Annotated in this window: 25 protein-coding genes; 11 read left to right on the plus strand and 14 right to left on the minus strand. The window is 33.6% G+C overall.

All coding sequences use genetic code 11. The features are described 5' to 3' along the window. Positions 1-367: transposase family protein (locus tag VB264_RS15765; protein WP_323250760.1), on the plus strand; the 367-nt coding region annotated here is incomplete at its 5' end. A 291-nt stretch (positions 368-658) separates the two neighbouring features. Here VB264_RS15765 and VB264_RS15770 read toward each other — a convergent pair. From VB264_RS15770 to VB264_RS15780, 3 genes are read right to left on the minus strand one after another with little or no spacing between them, the layout of a single operon-like run. Next, on the minus strand, positions 659-1,423 hold the full coding sequence (locus tag VB264_RS15770) for a hypothetical protein (protein WP_323250761.1): 765 nt from the start codon (positions 1,421-1,423) through the stop codon (positions 659-661). Further along, a complete protein-coding gene (locus VB264_RS15775) occupies positions 1,413-2,258 on the minus strand; it encodes a hypothetical protein (RefSeq protein WP_323250762.1) in 846 nt (281 codons plus the stop codon). The genes VB264_RS15770 and VB264_RS15775 overlap by 11 nt, the downstream gene beginning before the upstream one ends. Positions 2,259-2,264: 6 nt before the next feature. Beyond that, positions 2,265-4,610 (minus strand): hypothetical protein, encoded by a 2,346-nt coding sequence (locus VB264_RS15780; protein WP_323250763.1) that lies wholly within the window; start codon positions 4,608-4,610, stop codon positions 2,265-2,267. Positions 4,611-5,098: 488 nt separating this feature from the next. Here VB264_RS15780 and VB264_RS15785 point away from each other — a divergent pair, with 488 nt between their 5' ends. After that, a complete protein-coding gene (locus VB264_RS15785) occupies positions 5,099-5,311 on the plus strand; it encodes a hypothetical protein (protein ID WP_323250764.1) in 213 nt (70 codons plus the stop codon). 87 nt (positions 5,312-5,398) lie between these two features. Here the strand turns inward: VB264_RS15785 and VB264_RS15790 are convergent, their stop codons facing one another. The 6 genes from VB264_RS15790 to VB264_RS15815 all read right to left on the minus strand — a co-directional run bounded on the left by VB264_RS15790 (position 5,399) and on the right by VB264_RS15815 (position 10,757). Further along, positions 5,399-6,325 (minus strand): ketopantoate reductase family protein, encoded by a 927-nt coding sequence (locus tag VB264_RS15790; RefSeq protein WP_323250765.1) that lies wholly within the window; start codon positions 6,323-6,325, stop codon positions 5,399-5,401. Beyond that, the gene (locus VB264_RS15795; RefSeq protein ID WP_323250766.1) at positions 6,315-8,216 is read right to left on the minus strand and encodes a CocE/NonD family hydrolase; all 1,902 of its coding nucleotides are present in this window, start codon (positions 8,214-8,216) and stop codon (positions 6,315-6,317) included. Before VB264_RS15795 ends, VB264_RS15790 begins: the two co-directional genes overlap by 11 nt. 10 nt (positions 8,217-8,226) lie before the next feature. Further along, on the minus strand, positions 8,227-8,784 hold the full coding sequence (locus VB264_RS15800; protein WP_323250767.1) for a DUF1572 domain-containing protein: 558 nt from the start codon (positions 8,782-8,784) through the stop codon (positions 8,227-8,229). An 11-nt stretch (positions 8,785-8,795) separates the two neighbouring features. Beyond that, positions 8,796-9,077 (minus strand): hypothetical protein, encoded by a 282-nt coding sequence (locus VB264_RS15805; protein ID WP_323250768.1) that lies wholly within the window; start codon positions 9,075-9,077, stop codon positions 8,796-8,798. Positions 9,078-9,260: 183 nt separating this feature from the next. Next, the gene (locus VB264_RS15810) at positions 9,261-10,097 is read right to left on the minus strand and encodes an alpha/beta hydrolase (RefSeq protein WP_323250769.1); all 837 of its coding nucleotides are present in this window, start codon (positions 10,095-10,097) and stop codon (positions 9,261-9,263) included. A gap of 63 nt (positions 10,098-10,160) precedes the next feature. Then, complete coding sequence (locus tag VB264_RS15815; protein ID WP_323250770.1) at positions 10,161-10,757, minus strand: TetR/AcrR family transcriptional regulator; 597 nt, start codon at positions 10,755-10,757, stop codon at positions 10,161-10,163. A 292-nt stretch (positions 10,758-11,049) separates the two neighbouring features. Between VB264_RS15815 and VB264_RS15820 the strand changes: the two genes are divergently transcribed. From VB264_RS15820 to VB264_RS15845, 6 genes are all read left to right on the plus strand, one after another. Next, positions 11,050-11,496: a hypothetical protein gene (locus VB264_RS15820; protein ID WP_323250771.1), complete on the plus strand. Its 447-nt coding sequence runs from the start codon at positions 11,050-11,052 to the stop codon at positions 11,494-11,496. A gap of 249 nt (positions 11,497-11,745) precedes the next feature. Continuing rightward, the gene (locus VB264_RS15825) at positions 11,746-12,228 is read left to right on the plus strand and encodes a MarR family winged helix-turn-helix transcriptional regulator (protein ID WP_323250772.1); all 483 of its coding nucleotides are present in this window, start codon (positions 11,746-11,748) and stop codon (positions 12,226-12,228) included. Positions 12,229-12,380: 152 nt separating this feature from the next. Further along, positions 12,381-13,163: a PhzF family phenazine biosynthesis protein gene (locus VB264_RS15830; RefSeq protein WP_323250773.1), complete on the plus strand. Its 783-nt coding sequence runs from the start codon at positions 12,381-12,383 to the stop codon at positions 13,161-13,163. A gap of 11 nt (positions 13,164-13,174) precedes the next feature. Continuing rightward, positions 13,175-14,137, plus strand: a complete 963-nt coding sequence (locus tag VB264_RS15835) for a GNAT family N-acetyltransferase (protein ID WP_323250774.1) — start codon at positions 13,175-13,177, stop codon at positions 14,135-14,137. A gap of 1 nt (position 14,138) precedes the next feature. Beyond that, positions 14,139-14,633: a GNAT family N-acetyltransferase gene (locus tag VB264_RS15840; RefSeq protein WP_323250775.1), complete on the plus strand. Its 495-nt coding sequence runs from the start codon at positions 14,139-14,141 to the stop codon at positions 14,631-14,633. A gap of 76 nt (positions 14,634-14,709) precedes the next feature. After that, positions 14,710-15,810, plus strand: coding sequence for a hypothetical protein (locus VB264_RS15845; protein WP_323250776.1), 1,101 nt, complete (start codon positions 14,710-14,712; stop codon positions 15,808-15,810). Here the strand turns inward: VB264_RS15845 and VB264_RS15850 are convergent. The 4 genes from VB264_RS15850 to VB264_RS15865 form a co-directional block, all read right to left on the minus strand. Beyond that, positions 15,767-16,450: a hypothetical protein gene (locus tag VB264_RS15850; RefSeq protein ID WP_323250777.1), complete on the minus strand. Its 684-nt coding sequence runs from the start codon at positions 16,448-16,450 to the stop codon at positions 15,767-15,769. The two genes, VB264_RS15845 and VB264_RS15850, sit on opposite strands and share 44 nt — an antisense overlap. A 13-nt stretch (positions 16,451-16,463) precedes the next feature. Beyond that, positions 16,464-16,832, minus strand: coding sequence for a GntR family transcriptional regulator (locus VB264_RS15855; protein WP_323250778.1), 369 nt, complete (start codon positions 16,830-16,832; stop codon positions 16,464-16,466). A gap of 1 nt (position 16,833) precedes the next feature. Further along, on the minus strand, positions 16,834-17,598 hold the full coding sequence (locus VB264_RS15860; RefSeq protein WP_323250779.1) for a hypothetical protein: 765 nt from the start codon (positions 17,596-17,598) through the stop codon (positions 16,834-16,836). Between the two features lie 65 nt (positions 17,599-17,663). Next, positions 17,664-18,497 (minus strand): ABC transporter ATP-binding protein, encoded by an 834-nt coding sequence (locus VB264_RS15865; RefSeq protein WP_323250780.1) that lies wholly within the window; start codon positions 18,495-18,497, stop codon positions 17,664-17,666. A 240-nt stretch (positions 18,498-18,737) separates the two neighbouring features. Here VB264_RS15865 and VB264_RS15870 point away from each other — a divergent pair, with 240 nt between their 5' ends. Both VB264_RS15870 and VB264_RS15875 read left to right on the plus strand, forming a co-directional pair. Then, positions 18,738-18,938, plus strand: a complete 201-nt coding sequence (locus VB264_RS15870) for a hypothetical protein (protein WP_323250781.1) — start codon at positions 18,738-18,740, stop codon at positions 18,936-18,938. 80 nt (positions 18,939-19,018) lie between these two features. Next, complete coding sequence (locus VB264_RS15875; protein ID WP_323250782.1) at positions 19,019-19,609, plus strand: DUF6000 family protein; 591 nt, start codon at positions 19,019-19,021, stop codon at positions 19,607-19,609. 54 nt (positions 19,610-19,663) lie between these two features. Here the strand turns inward: VB264_RS15875 and VB264_RS15880 are convergent, their stop codons facing one another. Continuing rightward, entirely contained in the window at positions 19,664-20,929 is a 1,266-nt protein-coding gene (locus VB264_RS15880; protein WP_323250783.1) for a dipeptidase, read from the minus strand. 125 nt (positions 20,930-21,054) lie between these two features. On the opposite strand from VB264_RS15880, the gene VB264_RS15885 reads away from it, so the two are divergent. Then, positions 21,055-21,981 (plus strand): carbohydrate kinase family protein, encoded by a 927-nt coding sequence (locus VB264_RS15885; protein WP_323250784.1) that lies wholly within the window; start codon positions 21,055-21,057, stop codon positions 21,979-21,981. Positions 21,982-22,026: the final 45 nt, after the last annotated feature.

Here is a 22,026-nt window from a genome sequence, read left to right on the forward strand (position 1 = left end):
TATTGCAGATCAAGAGGCTTTAAGCTATCCTAAAAATACTACAATGCTCTTAGATTTAGGATATGTAGGATATTCTGCGGAGAATTTAACAGTTATTTTACCTCATAAAAAACCATATCGTGATGAATTAACTTTGGAACAAAAACAACAAAATACTAAACATTCTCAAAATCGGGTTTGTAATGAACATACCATGAAAGGTATAAAACGAATGAGAATCGTTAAAGACCTTTTAATACTAAATGTTTTCAATTATGCCGATAGTTTATTTATAAATGCATGTGCTTTACACAACTTTAGAGTCAAAAGCCCTATGAGAGCATACAGTCGGGCAAACTCGCACGTGAGTAAAATCATTTTTAACTAATAGCCTTTATTGATTATCAACATAAATCATATTAGTAAAATTGCGGATAATCATGTATATATCGGCAATCGAGTAATCGCTATCAGTAATACATATCGAGAGAGTTTTCTGGAACTAATTAAAAAAAGAAGTTTATAAGATTTCAGCTATCTAATTAATCCCTCGCTTGGCGTAGTGTTTTTCACTACGTCAATGTGTCATGCCTTCTTAGAAGGCAACGTCTAAGTCCAAACTTGAAAAATTAGAAAATGCGTTTCATTTTTGCAATGTAATATCTGTGTTGTGTGTATTTTATAATATAAGCTTATTCATTTCATTTTGCATTCTTATCTTTAAGTCCAATGAAGTTTCATCGTTTTTTGTTTCTAATATTATGAGTTCATATTCTCCTTTTTTATTTAAGTATTGGATAATGGGTAAAATGTCCATTCTAAGTTTTTTTGACAGTTTTATAAAACCATCATTAAACTCTTCCAAAGAGTAGATACCTATTTGATTTCTTTTGCCAGATGTTCCACCTTCGGGAAATATCAATAAATTAGTGAGTTCTTTATTGGTTAGTATTTTGCGATATTCACTTTTAGTGGTAGGAACAACACTAATTTGATCTTGTAATGCAGATATTTCTTTGCTCTCATAAGGAATGCTAAGTGTTCTAAAACTATTAAAAGTAACATGTTGTTTTATAAGCAAATAGTAAAATAGAGGGAATCCGAGGAAAATGAAAGAATCGTTATTTGGTAAGAAAGAATTTTTTGATGTGCGAAAATCTTCCGGGTATATTTTTGCCAATTTACCTATACCTAGATGATTAGAAATAATTACACATTTTGAAGGGTAAGAGGCCGCATAGTAAGTTATATTAATTGGAAGGATTAACTCAATATTTATTAATAAATCAATAAAAGCACTTTGAACGTACTTATTATCATGCCGATTTATACAATCAGAGAAAAATTCTAATTGAAGTCTACGAACTTCGATTAGTTTATTATTTATAGTACTATCTTGGTAATAACTTTGAAATAGTTTTACTATTTTATCTTCAATATTCATGGTTAAATAACTTTCCCAACTGATATTTTACAATTTTTTCATCATGAATGCTGGTGATATTTTTGCGAATTTCTTTTGATAAAGTTGCAATTTTGCTACAACTTATAAACGAATCTATAACTTTGAGTATGCTAATCATTTCCAAGCAAGTTCGCTCTTTTAAATAATTATTTTTATATAGATAGTTAAATAAATGTTCAAATTCATTAATATACGTATCTGTTTCGTTAACAAAAGAGATATCATGATTACCGGTTTTAACATCAAATAGAGTCTTGCAAAACGCCTCATTTTTACTAATTTTTAAATATTCAGAAGCTAATAAAGAACAATTTTTATTTTTCTTAAATATGAGAGTTGGTGTATTCATAAAAAGATGTAGAAAAATTTTATTCATAAAGTATTGTCTTCGTAATTGATTATAGGGGTCCGATTTTGTATTTGAAATATATTCAATAACGGCCACATAGAACCAAAATATATATACGATATCATACAAGTCTGAGTTGAGAGAATCATAAATTCGACTTTGTACATATAAATCCACATCATAACTTTTGTCTTTATATGACAATTTATTAAATAATATATTTATATTATTGTACTTTACTTTAATTTCATTTATATATTTGGGATTTAAATGTGGTTTATTACATAATATATCAATGTCTGAAAAAGATATTATACTTTCAGGAGTAATTAATAAATGAGGTTCTCCTTGAATCCAAGAACCCGTTAATTCTCCGTCTAAAGACTTAATTTCTTTTATTATTTCATCCTTCAATGTCTCAATTAAAGAATCTCTATTTATTAACTGTTTCGCTATTAATTTCATTGTATATTAATTTATACGGTTTATTATTTTTCTAAGATTTTTGAACTCTTTAATAGTTCTAATACTATTTACTTGGAGAATTTGTGTTCTAACTTCTGTAATCTGTTTCTTGAAAGCTTTAAAGTAGGGTCCCTCAAGCTTATCATCCATGAAGCTAATAACTATAGATTTCAAGTCTTTATCCTTAATCAAATGTAATAACTCAGCGAATCCTTCTGCTTGAGAATTAGTTCCTGATTTTTTTTGCAAAAAACTTGCGACTGTAAATAATCTCACTGATAATGTAGGATTGTGTGTAAATTGAATAACCCCCTCTACAAATAGGCAAACGGCTAGTGATTTTGATACATTACTTGGCTGATTTTTATTTTCCTTTTCTTCATATTTTATATAACACTCTTGTATGTTAGTAATCTCTTTAATAAATGTATCAATTTCGTTATTCGATATGTTATTTCCCTTCTCTTTGAAAATATATTCTATATATAATTCATTAAGTTCAACGACTTGCTTAATAAATGGGAACTCTTTATAGAATTTTTTTGATTCAGATATGCTGTTTAAAGCCATGTCCCTATTTCCTATATAGGTGTAACAAATTGCAATCCTATTATAAATTGACGGAATGAATTTTTGATTTAATTTAAACCTATCAATGGACTGAATTATGTTATTTCCGAAATTTATTGTTTCCTCATTGAGAAAGCCTTGTTGTATATTGATTTTAAATTTTATCACTAATAGCATTAAGGAACAAGCACTTTCCCTAGATTCTTTCTTATTTGCTATTTTACATACGCCACTCGCTTTTTTTAAATAGCCATATTTTTGATAGACGAGTGCTAAATCTATTATTTTTTCAGTTGATAAATCTGAAATTTTTTCATCATTATTAATTATGTCAAGAATTGCCCACTCCGCATTGTTAAAATTCTCTATATACTCTTCTTTAAATAATAAATTATCAGACCATCTAAGAATTATCTCATCATTTTTAATAGCTTGTATCAGATTAGTTAATGGCATTTCTTTATATAGATGGAAATCGTCATTAACCTCAATTCCATAAACTGGAATTAGTCTAATAATTTCCTTTGCTGACTTTTCTAAAAAGACACTCATGTTTTTCTTTCTTTCAATGTCTTTATGTGCGTGTTCTTTGTCTGCTAAACCATATTTACTTATATTTTTATATTCTTTATCAAGTTTACTGTGTAGGTAATCTGTAATAAAGTGTATGCAAAAAAAATTAATGTTACTATTTACTTCTTTTAAGTGCTTAGCAATGTAACCAATTTCATTATCAACAGTTCCAGGCCTGTATTGATTGTACCCTTCAGCCTGACTGTAGGTCTCGCCTATAACTGTTGGTACTGTAAGATGAATTCCTGTTGTTTGAATTTCAGAGTCAAGTAACTTAAAAAAATCAAATTGATTTGCTAGTTGCCCATAGTTATTTGTTTCCCACTTTTCAGTTTTCTTGTTTTTTTCAATAATTGAATAAATTTGTGGGGAAACGCTTTTGTATATCGTACCAATAGAAATAAATGTCCCTGCCTTTGCAATGTACATTATTGTTTTAGCGCCACATTCAGCAATAGCTTTTGAAATTAATCCGCTAGCAGACCCCCAATAAGAATGTTTAAATCCAATAAATATGCACCTTTTGTTTGTTAATTTATGGTTTACAATCGAAATGCCAAACAAATCATCTAATCCTAGCGGTTCAAAATCCAAAACAATTTCACAAGTTTCCGTTTTCAAAATATTAGATTGTAATTCAGTAACATGACCTAGAACAACAAAATCTCCCTTTTCTATAAAACTTGCTATTTCATCTTTAAAATTTGTCCAAATAGTGATCCCCAATTCTAATTTTGGAAAATGGATAGTTTCAATTTTTATATCTTTTTTGGCTAATTGCTTTTCCTCTATGTATAAATGGCAATATGTATTTACTAATTCACTATATTGCTCAACATATTCTTTTGAAGGAAATACAATTATCCAAAGCTCTTCTTCTTTTTTTATTATATTTTCAACTTCAATAAAAAATGGTCTTTTGCAATTGAACATTTTTTGGGATTTTGACTCTCTCTCTATTTTCTTTTTTACAGAGTAGTTATCCTTAAGTAATATCTCCATATGTCCTTCATAGGCACCAAAAACTTTAATTACAGGTGAAATAGATTTAATCCATTTATTTAATGTTTCTTTTTGAGATTTACTAAATTTTGTACCAGTTACATAAGAAATAAACTCGTCTTCTACCATGGTATGTGAAGTCCCATCTATATACTCAGGGTTAGAAATTTCTTGTTGGGTGTAATATTCAAAGTAATTATCAATCATTTTAGGGTTTATTGTTTTATTCTAATAGTACACACTACTTGCTAATAAACGGAATTGTTGTAGTACTTTTAGTATTTTTGTGTTATTACTGTTATATTTAATATCCTTAAGGTCTTAACTTCTTTAAACATAACGGTCAGCTTTTTTATTCCTAAAAATTAAACCGTAAATCAAGTACTCGTGCATTACTTCAAAATCTACTATTTTACTTTCTAGTAAACCCATTTTAGACTAAATGCTTATCATATATTACAAATATATTGATACTAAATTACATTTTTAATTATTAATACCATACTAATAATAAAAAACGAAATTATTTTTTCTGCTTAATTACCATGAAAATGAATACAAATAACCCAATCATTTATTTTTCATTTTCAGGAAATTTTACTACTTTTATATAAATAGGTGTAGCACCAATGTCCCTTAGTTAAGGGAAAATTATTTTTGAGTAGGTGTTTTAATTATATTTATTTTGTAGGAAAATGTCTGACCTATTTACCTGTTTTCCTTCGCTTACTACCTCCATTTCAAATCCACAATATCTAAAGAATTTAACCGATATTCTCAAAGCTGAACCCTCGCTTGGCGTAGGTTTTTTCACTACGCCACTGTGTCATGCCTTCTTAGAAGGCAACCTTAGAAGGCAACGGGTCAATAATTATATGAATAAACTAAAAACTAAAACACACGGCTAAAAGCTAATACTTAATTTAACCAAAAACTTATTATACGGTAAATAAATATTTGAAGAGACGCCATAAACACTACGCCAAGCTAGGGTTTTATTCGCGAAAATTCAGTTCAGCTTTTATTTTAGTAAGGTCTCCAAGTAGTTTTGTCTGTACTACTTCATTCCCTTTGCCTAATTTCTGGGCAATAGCTACTATGGCAAAATTTAGTGTTTCAATCTCGGTTTTTCGTTTATTATTAATGTCTTGTAAGGTCGAGATAAGCTGTCCATCAGACATTTTGCTAATCATTAATACACTTTCAATTACTTCCTGTTCAGTTATTTCAATACCTGATAAATTGGCGATTTTGACACATTCGCTAATTACATTTTTGGCTAAATCCATAACGCCTTTATCTCTTAAAAATATACCATTATCAGTATCTAAAAGGGGGCAAATGGAATTGAAAACACAGTTTGCAATCGCTTTTTCCCAGATAGTGTATTGAATGTTTTCTTCTGCTCTAAATTGGAATATTTGATTATTTAGCTGGTTTACAATATGTTGTAGGCTATCTTCTTTACCATTAATGATGCCAATTTGTGATACTGCTACGGGTTTGAACCTTACTAGGTTTTCTCCTAATACTTGGCAGGTCGTAAATAACACACATCGATGTATATCTGTGAACCCTTTTTCAAGAAATGGAGATTCTACGCCTAGTCCATTTTGTAGAAGGACTATCGGCGAGTATTTAGCACTTATCTTTAACGTTTCGGCTAGTTTCTCATTTCCAAAAGATTTATTGGTGACTACCAATATACCATCGAATGCTGAATGGCTAGCAAGAGAACTCACTTCGATTTCGGCTTTCAAGATAGTTTGTTGGTCTATTTGAACAGATATTGTTTCGTATTGTGTAGGGAGGTTGTCCACACTTCCCCTAATGATATATACGTCTTTGCCCTCTAATTTCAAAAAAACTGCTAACGCTTTACCCACAGCTCCTGCACCGATGATGTATATTTTATTTCCCATTTATAGTGTTTGATAAAATGTTTACGGATATTTTACTTTCGCTGAATACTTTTATGGTTGCTTTCTGAAAATCTCTTTCATTGGCTTTATAAATATTGTTTACAAATTTTTGAGGATTAACATCGAATAAAGGAAAGGCTGACGACTGTATCTGAATCATGATGCTATGCCCTTTTTTGAAGGTGTGGTAAACATCTTGGAGTCGAAAATCCAGATTAGTTTTCTGGTTTGGAACAAGCGGTTCAGGACTGGAGAAAGAATTTCTGAATTTTGCTCTCATTATTTCACTACGAACCATCTGTTGGTAGCCAGCCAATTTGATACCTACTGGACTGTACTGACTATTGGGTTCATTTTGAGGGTAACCGTCGATAACTTTAACAAAAAAGTCAGCATCAGTTCCTGATGTTGAAAATTTTAGATTAATCTTTATCTCTCCAATAAAGGTAATATCTTCCTGTAATGCTTCGGTTTGAAAAGTTAGCACATCCTGTCGATTAGAAACAAACCTTTGGTCGTCACTCATGTAATTAGGTAAAAAATCAAGGGTTTCAAACACTCCTTCTGCATAAGGAACAGGATGCTTAGGGTCAGATACATATTGCCGAAATCCATTTTTGGGATAAACTGCTGATAGTTTTTTATCTGCATGAAGGTATAAATCTAACCCTACAGCATCTTTAACTGGATATTCAGTAAAATTTGTCCATTCTTTTTTACCTGTATCAAAAAGGTAGGCTTTAGGCAATTGGGTGTCTTTGTCGATAGCATTTTTTAAATGTTTTTTATAGAATGGTAATTCGATGTTTTTCTGAAAAAAGGTTGCTAAACTATCACCAAAATAAATGTTTCCTTGCAAATGGTGTCCCTGTTCTCTTGACCAATCTCCATGACCAAAAGGCCCCATAATCAACGTGTTTGACACAGCAGCATTGTTTTTTTCTATCTGCTTATATATATCCAACACACCAACCATATCTTCGGCATCGAACCAACCGCCAACATTTAATATGGGAGGCATTTTTGTAGGTGGATTCAAATGGGGAATTATACTGCGTTTCTGCCAAAAATCATCATAGTTAGGATGCTCTATTATTTCATTCCAAAAGAAATTATCAGAATACAGTTTTCCAAAATTTTGTAGAGGAGTCATCGACTTATACCAATTATAACCATTGTTGGCGTTAATTTCAGGGAAATGTGCTAGAAACCAATGACTTTCGGTTGGTTTTTGGGTAGGAATACCAAAAACTGGCAGGGCATTGCCAACAGCTAAAACAAAAGCACCATTATGATGGAAGTCTTCAAAGAAAAAATCTGAAATGGGTGCTTGGGGAGACACAGCTTTGATAGCAGGATGTCCGCTTAAAGCACCTGCAATGGCATAAAAGCCAGTATAGGAAATGCCATATAATCCTACATTGCCATTGTTGTTCGGAATGTTTTTCAATAACCATTCTATGGTATCGAATGTATCAGAAGATTCATCTACGTCTTTTAAAGTTTTTTTCGACGGAATGTAAGGAGTCATATTTGTAAAAATACCCTCAGACATGTATCTTCCTCTCACGTCTTGCTTGACAAAAATAAATTTTTCTCGCATTACGTGGGTTGAATAATACAGGAGTTTTGGGTAATTGCTAGTCCCATAAGGTGAAGAACCAAAACATGTACGGTGGATTAAAAAAGGGTAGGGGTTTTCACTGGAAATATCTTTAGGAATATAAATGGAGGTGAATAATCTAATGCCATCTCGCATAGTGATATACACTTCTTGCTTAGAGAAATTTTCACGTACAAAAACTGAATCCTGTTGAGCCAATGTTAGCTTTTGACCAGTTAGCATTAGCGGGAAAAGAACAGATAAGAAGGCAGATAGAAAGGTTTTCATGAGTTGAATATTATTTTAGATACTCATCTGTAAAATGAGTTTTCTCTTTTGGCTTAGAAAATTTGTTGCTATTGTAATCATCCGAATTACCTTTTGGTATAGATAGAGATTGCCAGTTATCAGTAGCCATTTTACCGATATAAACAATTTGCCCAACATGATATGGATAATGAGCAAGCTGTCTGTTGATGGCTTCCTGCACGGTATGCCCTTGGTTTCGTATATAAATGATAGTGTCTAAATCGGCATTGGTTAATGTGTTGAGTGTATTGAATAGGCAATTCCAGCCTTCATTCCATTTTGTCATTAATTCATTTTTGGTGAGGATGATATTTTCAAATTCAGCATCCCTATTCCTCCATTCTTTTTCACCATCTGTTGTTAAGAAATCCGACCATCGCGAGAGCATATTTCCAGCAAGATGGTTTACAATCATCGCAATACTATTACTTTCTTCGTTGTATTGCCAGAAAAGTTTATCATCACTTACTTGGCTAAAGGTCTTTTCTGCAAGCATTTTGTAATACTCAAATTGCTTAATGGCACTATCTAAATAATTGTTATCCATCTTATTTATAGTTATAATATTCCTTCTTCTAGTTTTTCTAAGTAAATAAACGTTGGAGCTTTTACGCCTGCTTTTATTCTAATGTCAATTAGCTCGGGCGACTCGAAGAATTTCTTTGCATTTTCAAGGGAAGTCCAAGCAGAAAAATGTACGATGTTGTTAGCATCCTGTTCGTATTTAAGTAATTGATAAGAAATTTCGCCTGCTAGTTTCCTAATGGTGGCGGCTTCGTCAAAGACTTTTTTCCACAATAGATAATCTTTTACTTCGTGTATGATTAAGACGTATTTCATTTTGAAAGACTGTTTTTAAAATTAAGATTCAATAAATTAAAACGGCTGTAAAACAAATTTTTAAGTAATCAATACAATTTAAGCAACGTTTTTGTTTGTCATAAGTAACTGAAAATAAATCATTTGAATGCTATCAAGACGGCAGAATGTTCACTAATTACTAATCACTATTTATTATGATGTTTATTGTAAAAAACTGATAATCTCCTGTAGTAATTCTTCACTTTTCAATTCATGCCCAAGTCCCTTAGTAAGTTTCAGTGTTGAGCCTTTCCAAACTTGACTGAGGTTTTCTGAATCTAAATAATTGGTAGATTTATCTCCTCTATCATGAACTATGAGTGCCTTTGTGTTGATGTTTTGGGCAAAATTGATTGCAGAGAAGTACGAAGGCTTTTGTTGTAATTCTTTTTCAAACTGTTCGGAAATCAACCCGATGGCTTTATTTGAAAGTCCCAAGAATTGAACATAAAATGCAAAAAACTCTTCTACTTTTCCTGGAGCAGCCAAAATAATCGCATTTTGAATGGATGCCTCTGGATTTCGACTTAGGTAATAAGTAGTAGCAAAACCACCTATTGAATGCCCGATGATGGTGTGTAAATCGGGGTGCTTTTCCAAGAATGCCGATAAAGTCCTTTCATAGATAACTAAATTCATGATTTTGCCTGTAGAGTTACCATGTGCAGGAGCATCTAGTGCCAAAACTGTAAAGTCATGTTCGACCAAAGCCTTGATATATGATTTCCACCTGAAACTATGACTTGCCCAGCCATGAACCAATAATACTTTTTTTGAACCAGTACCCCATCGGTAAGTTTGAATTTTGTTTCCGTCAACTTCAAGTACTTCAGCAAAGGCAGGCATCAAAAATGCTTGGTGGTGTGGCTTGAGCCCTTTTGAAAAGGGCGTACAGAAAAGGTTAAAGCCATCTTTTTTTAGCTTTTCAGGAAGCACAAAGGCTAACAGATTGAAATAAAGACCTGTTAGACGTGCTGATATTTTCTTTATGCTTGCCATTCCTAAATTTTAAATAAGAGTAAGTTTAAATAAACCGTTCGGTTTATTTTTGAATAAAAAAAATTATCGTAAATATTGTGTACTGATAGTGGCTTTTAGGTTTTCTAACAAGCCATTTAATATTTTTGGATTATCCGTTAATTTACTCATCATCAGCCCCCCTTGAATAACACTAAATATTAAGGTGGCTTCCTTCTGAGCATCTAAGTCATCCCTAAATTCTTTTGACTCGATACCTTTTCGAATGATTAACGATAAGCCTCCTAACAGTTCATCCAGTGCTTTTTGTGCCTTGATTTTCAGGAAGGGTAGATTGTCGTCAGATTCTATCGCAGTATTCAGTAGAGGGCAACCACCTGCTGTTAAAGGACTTATACTATAGTTTTTATAGAAACTTAGAATAGCAAAGAGTTTGTCTTTGGCAGTATTTTCTTTTTTGATTTTAAAGCGTAAAGCTTCTAAAAGCTTGCCTATAGAATGTTCAAATGCTTCAATAGCGATTTGGTCTTTACTTTCAAAATTCCCATATACACCACCCTTGGTTAATCCAGTGGCCAACAAAATATCACTCATAGTGGTAGCACTATAACCCTTAGTATTGAAAATAGGAGCTGATTTTTCAATAATAGCTTGTCTGGTAATATCTGATTTTGTAAACATAGAACAAATATAAACCAATCGGTTTGTAAAATGCAAATGTATTTTTTGTTTTTTATGAATTAATTCAGCTCGCTAAAAATTTTGTAGTTTTGCAAGCCATTGTTAGTCGAGATATTAGCTTGCTATTATTAGATAAGAATATCTAATTCTACAAACGCCAAGCGAAAGCTTGTGGTTTGTAAAACCACATTTACTGAAGTCCAGCATCTTATGATGCGGACTAACAGGGTGCAATGTAGAATTAGAAGAATTAGGCATTTCGTTAAGAGTAATCAATTAAATGTTTAGAACTATGAATGTATATATAATAGTAGAAATGCAAGAAACAGATACTGTTTTCGAAAAACTAAATGTTGAAAAAATTAGCATGGATAAGTTTTTAACTGAACGTAAACTAAGTGTAAATTATGATCAAGAAAAGATTTTGAACTCACTGTCCACTGAATTAAGTAGAAAAAAGAACGATGTTTTGATTCGTTATTATCACGATATTGATTCAATAGTTAATTTATCAAATAAACTTAAAGAAAATAATCATCGATTACATACGGTTTTTATTCCCTCACCACAGCAATTATTAATAAGAAAGGAAGAAGAGTTGGAATTTACCCGTAAACATGCTAATTGGGCAAGTTTCTCAGCTTCTCAAATTGAGGAAGGCTATCAAGAATGGATAAAAATATATGAAAAAATAAAGCAAGAACTGCCTAAATATGCCATTGAAGTGAAAGAAGTTTAATATAACAGATGTTGGTCTGGATGTTAGCTCGCTACATCTTCGACTTTATTAAATAAGGATTTCTAATCCTTAACACGCCAAGCTAAAGCTTGTGGTTTATATAACTACAGTTACGGTTAACAAAATAGCATTATCTAAAAATCTCTCCCCTCAAAATCTTCTCTTTTTCAAAAAGGAGAAGATTTTTTTGTTTAATTCAAAAAAACTTTTAAAATTTGCGTAATCACTTACGTAATTGTTTACATAAAAATGGATTTAATATCAGAATTAGGCCCTTTGGCTTTTGGAAGTAGGCTCAAACGACTCAGCGAGACCATCATGCGTGGTGGTGAAGATGTGTATCGTTTTTACGGTGTTGACTTTCAACCAAAATGGTTTCCTATTTTTTACTTTCTGTCTCACAAAAACGAGGCTGGGATTATGGAAATAGCTGAAGGGTTGAATGTTACGCATCCAGCCATTATTCAGATGGCAAAGGAGTTGGAGAAAAAAGGTTTGATAATTTCTAAGAAGTCGGACGAGGACGCTCGTAAACGTAATTTGAAATTATCGAAAAAGGGAAAGACTTTATTACCTACACTCCAAAAAATTTGGGAGGAAATAAAACTGATGAATGCCGAAATCATCGAAAATCAAGAGCATAATTTACTAATTGCCGTCAAAGAAATTGAAGATGCTTGGTCTGAAAAAAGTTACTTAGAACGCTTTAAGGAGTTTCACAAATTAGGGTGAAGCTGTGAGCTTTGAGCAATCAGCTTTGAGCTTTTTATACTTCTAAAATCTTGTGTATTTATTCTTATTTCAAAAAGCTTATAGCTCACTGCTCATAGCTAAAAAACCATTTAAAGAAGCCGAAAGCTCATTGCTGAAAGCTGATAACCATTATGAACCTAACAATATATCAATTAGACGCATTTACGGATGAAGTATTTGCGGGTAATCCTGCCGCTGTAGTACCCCTTACTGAATGGATTACTGATGAATTAATGCAAAAAATTGCTGCTGAAAATAACCTTGCCGAAACGGCTTTTTATGTCGCCGAAGGTGAACAGTTTCATATACGATGGTTTACGCCAACCGTTGAAGTAAACCTCTGTGGTCATGCTACACTAGCGACTGCCTACACCATTTTTGAGTACGCCAAATATCAAAAAACAACCATAGCATTTAAGTCTAAAAGTGGTATTCTGAAAGTAGAAAAGAAAGGAGATTTATTAGAATTAGATTTCCCTGTTGATATGCCAGTAGTGGCAGAAACACCTGAAGAATTAATAGAAGGACTGGGAATAAAACCCCAAGAAACCCTAAAAGGTATTACAGACTATTTTCTGGTTTTTGAAAACGAAAGCCAAGTAAAAGCCCTAAAGCCCGATTTCAAGACCATTGCTAAGGTAAAATGCAGAGGCATTATCGTTACTGCCAAAGGAGATGAGGTAGATTTTGTATCAAGATTTTTTGGCCCACAGTCAGGTATCGATGAAGACCCCGTCACAGGCTCCGCCCATACTACCTTAACACCCTATTGGGCAGAAAAATTAGGAAAGAATATCCTAACAGCCAAGCAAATATCTGCCAGAGGAGGGGAGCTGCTCTGTACGTTAGCGGGCGACAGGGTAAAAATGGCGGGTAAAGTAGCCCCATATTTAATAGGTGAAATAATAGTTTAATAGAGAAGACAATGATACAGATACAACCCTTTGAAAATCAATATACAGACCAAGTAGTAGATTTAATTTTGACTATTCAGCAAAAAGAATTTCAAGTACCGATTACCATTAATGAACAACAAGATTTATTAGATATTCCGAATTTTTACCAACAAAAGTATGGCAATTTCTGGGTAGCCCTGTACGAGGGTAAGGTGATAGGAAGCATCGCTCTGATTGATTGTGGCGAAAATGTTGGAGCAATTCGTAAAATGTTTGTTAAGAAAGAGTTCAGAGGCAAAGAGTATGGCATCGCTCAGAAACTCTTGGATTTATTAACCACCGAAGCCCAAAAAGCAGGCATGACAAACCTATATTTAGGAACATTAGAACGCCTACAAGCTGCTATTCGCTTTTATATCAGAAATGGCTTTGAGGCTATCGAAAAACAAAATATTCCTTCGGTTTTCCCTTTTATGCCTGTGGATACTCATTTTTTTGAAAAGAATATTCAAATAAATCCCCAAGAAATCATGGAGAATAATGTACAAATTATTGAATATCAGCAAGCTTATAAAGACGACTTCAAACGTATTAATGTAGAATGGATTGAAACGTTTTTCAAAGTAGAACCTCACGATTTAGAACAATTAGAAGCACCAGATGAAATTATCGCTAATGGGGGACAAATTTTTCTAGCAAAATTAGGAGATGAGATTGTGGGGACATCTGCCTTAATCCATGATGGAGATGGTATTTACGAATTGGCAAAAATGGGCGTAACACCTAAAGCCCAAGGCTTGGGTTTAGGCAAAAAGCTATGTGTAAAAACAATTGATGAAGCTAAAGCTCGTAAAGCCAAAGGCTTATATTTGTTATCGAATACAGCACTAAAACCAGCCATTTCAATCTACAAAAGCATAGGGTTTGTAGAAGTACCTCTCGGAAAGACTTTTTACGAAAGAACAGACATTAAAATGGACTACCCACTTTAGTATGAACATAAAAGTAATCAATACTGAGGCTGAAATCCAGCTTTATTATACCCTATTGCACAAAGCCATTACAGAAGAATCTCAGTTTTTCAGGGTTTCGCCAGTGGATATTGCTGGCGAAGCTTTCCCTACTGAAAATACTTTTGAAAGCTTTACTTTAGGGGCTTTTTCTGACGAGGGGGATTTGTTAGGAACAGTTGGATTTAAAAGAGACAGCGTTTTGAAACTCAAACACAAAGGATTGATTTTTAGGATGTATGTAGCTCCCGAAGCCAAAGGGTTGGGTCTTGGACGGAATCTATTGCAGGCTGCCATCGAAAGGGCTAAACAAGGAGTAGGCCTAAAACAGATTGTATTGACATTAATAGCTGATAATCATCGGGCTAAAAATTTGTATCTTTCGGAAGGATTTGAAGTATTTAGTTTTGAAAAACAAGCTATCAGAATGAGTGATGATTTGTTTGTAGATGAAAATGCGATGGTGAAATATCTTTAGAATTTGAAAATTTGAAAATGTGTCGATTTGAAAATAAAGATATGTGTAATGAATGAAGATTTAAAAAATTAACGTTTTGACAATAGACGATATAATTTTAAAAATTGCAGATTTACAAACATCTGCTGATAAAGCATATTTTCCCGATGGACTTTTTGAGTCTTATCGGGAAAATAATATTTTGCATTATCGTCGTCCAGATACTAATATTTTTTTTACTGCTATTACCGTTTTTACGCTGAATAACATTAAAGAAAATCTGTCGGAAACATCACAAACACTTATTGGAAAAATTACTAAAAAAGCCATTGCTACGTATCCGCTTTTTCAGAATAAAGATGGACTGAATACCTATAATTTCTTTCAAACAAAACCGTCTCAGCATTTCCCTCATGGCAACATCCTTCACAAACTGAATCACTTTAAAATTCCAGATGATATTGATGATACTTCAATGGTTTTTCTGACGAAGCAATTTTCACAAGAAGAAGCCATTGCTTTGAAAGATAAGCTAGTGATGCATTCAAACGGATATACGCGGACCATCGAAAATACCTTTGAGGAATACAAAGCCTTAAAAGCATATTCAACCTGGTTTGGTAAAAAAATGTATATCGAATTTGATGCCTGTGCTTTATCAAATATGATTTATTGCTTACTTTCATATGATATAACACTCGACCAACATGGGAATGATGCTATAAAATACCTTCAACAGGTTATCTTATCAGATCAGTATATCAATCAACCCTTTAGAGTAGCGCATCACTACGTCCGAACACCTATCATCATGTATCATGTAGCGAGATTAATGGCAAAATTTAGGATTGAGGCTTTAGAGATTTGCCGAGAAAAACTAGTAGCAGATATGTTGGACTACTTGAGGCGACCAAATTTGGCTTTGATGGATAGAATCCTTATCGAAACCAGTCTATTACGCTTCAATATCTCCTTTGAAAAAACCGAGCTTGTCGATTTTTCAAAGGAGATATTTAAAGGTTTTTACTTTTTTATTGCAGGGTTGCTGACAGCCTACGAAAATCCGATATTGTATAAAATAGCTTCTTCAAAAGTTTTTCATATCAACTGGACTTGCGAGGCTCATTGTTGGGCTTTACTAGCAGAATGGATGACTATTTCTTCACAAAAGGATTCATCGCATTTCCTTCAACCGTGATAGAAGCAGAATCGCTCAAATCAAATGTAGGTGATAGCAATGCTGTCTTTTTCAATGATAAAGTAGCTTTACCTTTTAATGTAATATCAGAATTAGTGACCTTAGAATCATTTAAATGGAAATGATAATAACGTTCCCAATCACCCCACCAATTCTTTTTAACTTCTGCATTCTCAGTTTTAATATTTACCGCCGTCAAATCACAATTGTTCAACGTCAAGTCACCAGTAGCAGTACTATTTACGGCTAAAGTACTGTTAGCAAATTTGGTGTTTTTGCCATTAATTTTTACTGATATTTCATAACCTTGTAAAGAAATAGCAGGAAGTTTAGGAACAGTAATAATAATTTTTCCATATATTTCCGAGGTACTATCAATCTTCAATGACTGTCCTACAACTTTAGCATTAGGCACGTTTTTGATACTGTATTCATTGCCTTCTTCTATCTCAACATTAATGTCACCATCCAAGGCAATCAAGTCAAGGTTATTAAAAGCCTTTAACTTAATCACTTGTTTTGAAATATCTGTACGGACAATTTCTTTTTTGTATTCAGCCTTAAGCAATATCGTAAATGAGGTCATGCCAATTACTAATATACAGGCCAAAGCCCCCAATAATTTATTTGATGTTTTCATAAGGTTTATGTGCTTAAAAATTAGCTGTTTTAAATGCCTCGAATCTGTCTTTAATAAAATCAAAATCTAGCCCTAACAAATGAACATTTTTAAAGAATACTGGTAATTCATTCCCTAGAAATTCTTCTTTTCTAAAGGCTAATACTTTGTCTTGAGCATCATCTGATACAAAAAATCCCATGCCTCTTTTTGTGAAAATAATCTCCTTTTGTTGCAAGAACTCGTAAGTTCTCATTACCGTATTAGGGTTAACTTCTAACTGAACAGCTAATTCACGAACAGATGGGATTTTATCGCCAATTGTCCACTGCTTCAGTAAGATACGCTCACAAATATATTCTGCTATTTGGAGGTAAATTGCTTGGTTATCTCTGAATTCCATATTAAACCTCCTTTTCTTTTAATTTAAAATAGGCTATTACTGCTATAACCGGTGCTAGTACATAATAGAAAGCATATTTTGAGCCATCAATCATGAATCTGAATTCACTTGAAAGATTGTGTCTATTGTCATCACCCATATCAATATTATGAGAGCCCTTACCAATGATGATTGTAAACAGCAAATACTGAATCAAAACCAACGATGCTAGTATAAGGAAGCCAGTAAAGGCAGTTTTAATGTATGACATCCTGCCAAAATAAATAGCACCTAATATCACAAACATTTGTAGAGCAATCCACACATTTACGAAAAAATCATATTCTTTATAAGAGTTTAGTATCATAGCATACAGCATTTCGTTGTAAGGGTTACCAGAAAGCTTAACGAAAGCACCATCAACTAATCCGAACGTGATAAAGAAGGCTATCGGAAAAACAATAAAGGCATAGAACATACCCGCGGAGATTTTTTCAAAATGAGATGCTGGCGTCATCAAGAAACTCATCGTTTGTATATTATTGCCAAAATCTTTAAAAAGGTAATTGGCAAACAAGGTTCCTCCTGCAAAAAGACCAATAACAAACATCATTATTTGTATGCCTTTGTTTAGCATATAATTATTTTCTGAATCGAAATTGATGGAATAAAGTACCGAAGTGATACTTATAAAAATGGCTATTCCCATCAGAAAAATAAACTTGTTTTCAGTCCATTGTCTTTTCACAAGGAGTGAAAAACGGCTGTAATCAAAAAAGTTATTCATAGTGTTTTGCTGTAAGTTTGTGGATAGTCATATTCGAGATGACTATTGGGTTAAACAGATAAAGGCTATTGAAAGATGTCTTTAATTGCCTGACGATTGGATAAAGCAGCGTTGAATAATAATTCTAAATCTACTTTATTGTTTTCGTGACCATTGTTAGGCATTACCACCGAAAATCCTCTTATCGAATGTTCTGAATATAAAACTTTCTCATGGTCTGTTACTACCGAAACTGTTTTGAAAGATAATTTTTCAGAAATTTCTTCAGTGGTAGCATGTAATAATACCTCCGAACCGTCTAGGATAATGATAGGGTCTATCAAAGAATCTAAATCACGTACTTGGTGCGTTGAAATAATAATAATTCGCTCGTCTGTAGCCACAGAAGCAATGATTTTACGGAACTGACTTTTTGAAGGAATATCCAAGCCATTGGTTGGTTCGTCCATAATCAACACTTTCGTATTTGTTGCCAAACCAAAGCCAATCAAAGCCTTTTTCTTTTGTCCTAATGATAACTCCGTGAACTTCTCGTTATCAGAAATCTGAAATTCTTCTAAATATTCCAAAAATTGTTTCAGCGAAAAGTTTGGATAAAATGGCGAATAAGTAGCTACAAAATCCTTAATTTTTATAGGAGGCGTATAAAATTCTTCAGGTAAAAAATACATCTCTTGTAAAAAGCTAGGCAGACGGTCTTGCGCTTTATAACCATTTACGGTGCAAGAACCTTCGCTAGGAAATAGCAAACCCGCCATATTTCTAAGTAATGATGATTTACCCGCACCGTTTTTACCTAATAAGCCATATACATTTCCAGCAGATAGGTTTAGGTTTAAATTTCGGAATACAGGTTTTCGTTTTCCATAATTAAACGAGAGGTTGTTTATTGATATCATATACTGTATTAGTTTAATAGTACACTACAAATATAATACAATAGGATTTGCAAAAACAAATTGTGGAGATTGAAAAGGGAGGAATGGTTTTTTTATGTGATAAATGGTGGAGGGGAAATATTTTAATAAATCTCCTCAAAATAATAGGAGAATGTGCTATTAGGAGTAAAAATCGAGCATCTCTTAATAAAAAGCATAAAGCAATAAACTTATTACGAATCATCTAAAACTTCAAACGCTATGCAAACACAAGCACACACATTACCGGCAATTTTATCATTTTTTATTCCAGGCTTAGGTCAGTTAGTTAAAGGACAAATCATCAAAGCAATTATAATATGGATTGTAGCTGGTGTAGTATCATTCTTTTTCTGGTGGACATACATCATTCCATTTATTGTTTGGGCTTGGAATGTTTATGATGCCTATACTGATAACTAATGTTTTAATAACTTTCTATTAATTGGGGTTACTTTTTAATAAGATTCAGTATATTGGCATATCGAATCTCTATTAATACGATGGAACATTTAAATGAAATAATGAGCTTATTGCCATATAGAAATCAGCATGAATTATCTAATGATTTTAGGGAGAAATGGGTAATTCCTTTTTATATGAACATTGCTTCTGAAAGAGATGATAGCTGGATTGAAGGAGTAATGGCAGTAAGAGATCAAATAACCCCAAAGGTGTGTCTAGAACTTTTAGGCAATTTAGATTGGCGTACACGATTGGTGGGGGCTTATTTTGTAGCCTTAAAAGATTATGACGAACTAATAGAACAGATAGGAATACATCTTTTACAAAGCGAAGTTTGTTGTGTAGGGCATATTTATGCTTTGGTATTAGCTTACTTCAATACTGAGAAAAGTTTACATTATTTAAATGCCTATCTGGATTATTACCTCAACAGGTCCGATTTGTATTATGACCAGAAAGTTGTGATGGAGGCTTTACTGTATTTAGATGCTATAAACCAGACGAATAATATCAGCAAGCATTTTGAGCACTGGAAGGCATTTCAGAAAAAACAAATGGTATATAAAAAAGAGCTCTGTACTAACTTTTTTGAAAATCAAGTTTTCATACTTTCTTTTTTAAAGCAATAGAATTAAGTGAGTGAGTTAAATTTAACTCACTCACTCACTCGCAATTCACAACTCCTACATTCCCTTAGCTACCTCCGCTACTTTATTCCAGACCCTAAAAACATTTTTGTAACAAATCTTTTCAATATCCTTTTCGGTATAACCTCTTTTCAGTAATACATAAATCAGGTTGGGTAATTGTGAACAATCTTTCAAACCATCAGGCAGGGTTGGGCCTACGCCGTCGAAATCAGAACCTAGTCCTACATAATCTATTCCTGCAATTTTCTTTACGTGGTCAATGTGGTCGGCTATTCTTTCCACATTCGTAAGCGGTGTTGGATGAAGTTTGTCATAGTCTGTTTCATAAGCTTTAGCAGCCGAATCTTTAGGAACTAAATTATGCTCTTTTTGCCATTGACGTAAATGCGTTCTTTTGGTTTCGTAGGTTTTGTTGGAAATAGAATCCAAGAACATCGAAGAGTAGTTAATCATAATCACACCCCCTTTTTTAGCCATTGCCTTTATCAGGTTATCTGGTGCATTTCTAATAAAATCAGGGGTAAAAGTTCTACACGAAGAATGTGAAGCAATCACAGGAGCTTTCGAAAGGGCTACAACCTGTGCAAAAGTATCATCAGAAATATGCGAACAGTCGAGCATAATACCCAATCGATTCATTTCTCTGACCACTTGTCTCCCAATTGGGCTCAATCCTCGCCACGTATTAGTAGTGTCATACGAGGTATCGCAAATAAAATTATCCTCGCCGTGACAAAGCGTAATATAGCGTATTCCTCTATCATAAAAGTACTGCAAATTTGCCAAGTTACTTTCTACAGGCGAGCCGTTTTCCATGCCCATTGGCAAAGAAATCAAACCTTTTTTAAAGTTGGCTTCTATATCAGCAGGAGATTTTGCTAAGGCAAATTTATCAGGGTATTGTTTTACCAGATTCTCTACCATATCAATCAGGGAATCAGCCAAGGCTTTAGAAAAACCCTTTTTACGTTGTAAATCAGCAGGTACATAAATAGACATAAAAGGCGCGGTTAAGCCACCTTTTTTAGCGCGAACATAGTCAAAGTCACCACCAGCGGTTTGTACGGATACATCTTCCATCTTAGCGTGGAGGCGATAGGGCAAATCTACATGACCATCAACGATAATGTATTTATGAGCCAACTCATCCGCTTTTTTGCGAAGTAAAGCCTCCTTATCGTCTATTTGATGTACCGTTGGAGTATGAGTGATTTTCTTTTTGGGTTTTCCAAATGATATTCCCTGAGTCAATATCAAAAAAGCGAACAAAGCAATTGAAAGGTAGTTTTTAAGCATCATATTGTCGTGAAGGTTTTATTATTAAATCTACTCAATTTTTACAGAATTATCAGTAATTTGCACAGATAAAGCACTGAAAATTATTGAATATTTGGGCTTTAATCTAGCAATCCATTTTTATAAATATGAAAAAATATGCATTACTTTCAGTTGGCGAGCTCTTGGCCGACTTTATTGGTACAGAAATACAAGATAGTATTCTCGAAACCGCTACTTTCGAACGCTTTCAGGGTGGAAGTCCCGCCAATATGGCTGCGAATATGGCTCGTTTAGGAATGAATACCGCCTTGGTTTCCTGTATTGGCAACGACAACATTGGCATTTACCTAAAAACAGAAGTAGCCAAAACAGGCATTGACGTTAGCCATATAGCCATTGATGATTTTCAGCCGACAAGTATAGTAGTGGTTTCTCGCACCAAAGGCACGCCAGATTTTATTGCCTATCGTACGGCAGACCGTATGCTACAACCACAGCATATTCCTGATAGTTTATTGGAAGCCTCCGCTATTTTTCATACTACTTGTTTTGCTTTGAGCCAAGACCCTGCCCAAACTACTATTGTAGATGCTGCCAAACGAGCAAATGCACTCAATTGTAAAGTTAGCTTAGATGCTAATTATGCCATACAAATTTGGCCAGATAGAAAACAGGCTTGGGAAACTATTTCAGCCTATTGCTCACACGATGCTTTGGTAAAATTAAGCGAAGATGATGCCGAAAGAATATATGGACATAAAGTATCAGAAGCACAAATCCTGCAAGATTTTCATGCGATGGGAGCGGAGCTAATTTGCCTAACCAAAGGCGGAGATGGCTCAATCATCTCGACTGAAAAAGGAACAAAACAAATTACATTGGGTGTAAAACCTCTAGAAGTAGTGGATGCAACAGGAGCGGGTGATGCCTATTGGGCAGGCTTTCTAACAGCCTATACCGAAGGAGCTAGCCCAGAAAATTGTGCGAATGCAGGAGCAAATTTAGCAGCTTTAAAACTGGTAACTAAAGGGCCATTGCCAGCGAAGGTGGATAAGGGAATTTTGTATGTGTAGTATTTTAGTTTTGATTAGATTTGACAACTTTTTGAAAAGTTGTCA

It is taken from the genome of Arcicella aquatica, assembly GCF_034928825.1.
Lineage (GTDB): Bacteria > Bacteroidota > Bacteroidia > Cytophagales > Spirosomataceae > Arcicella > Arcicella aquatica.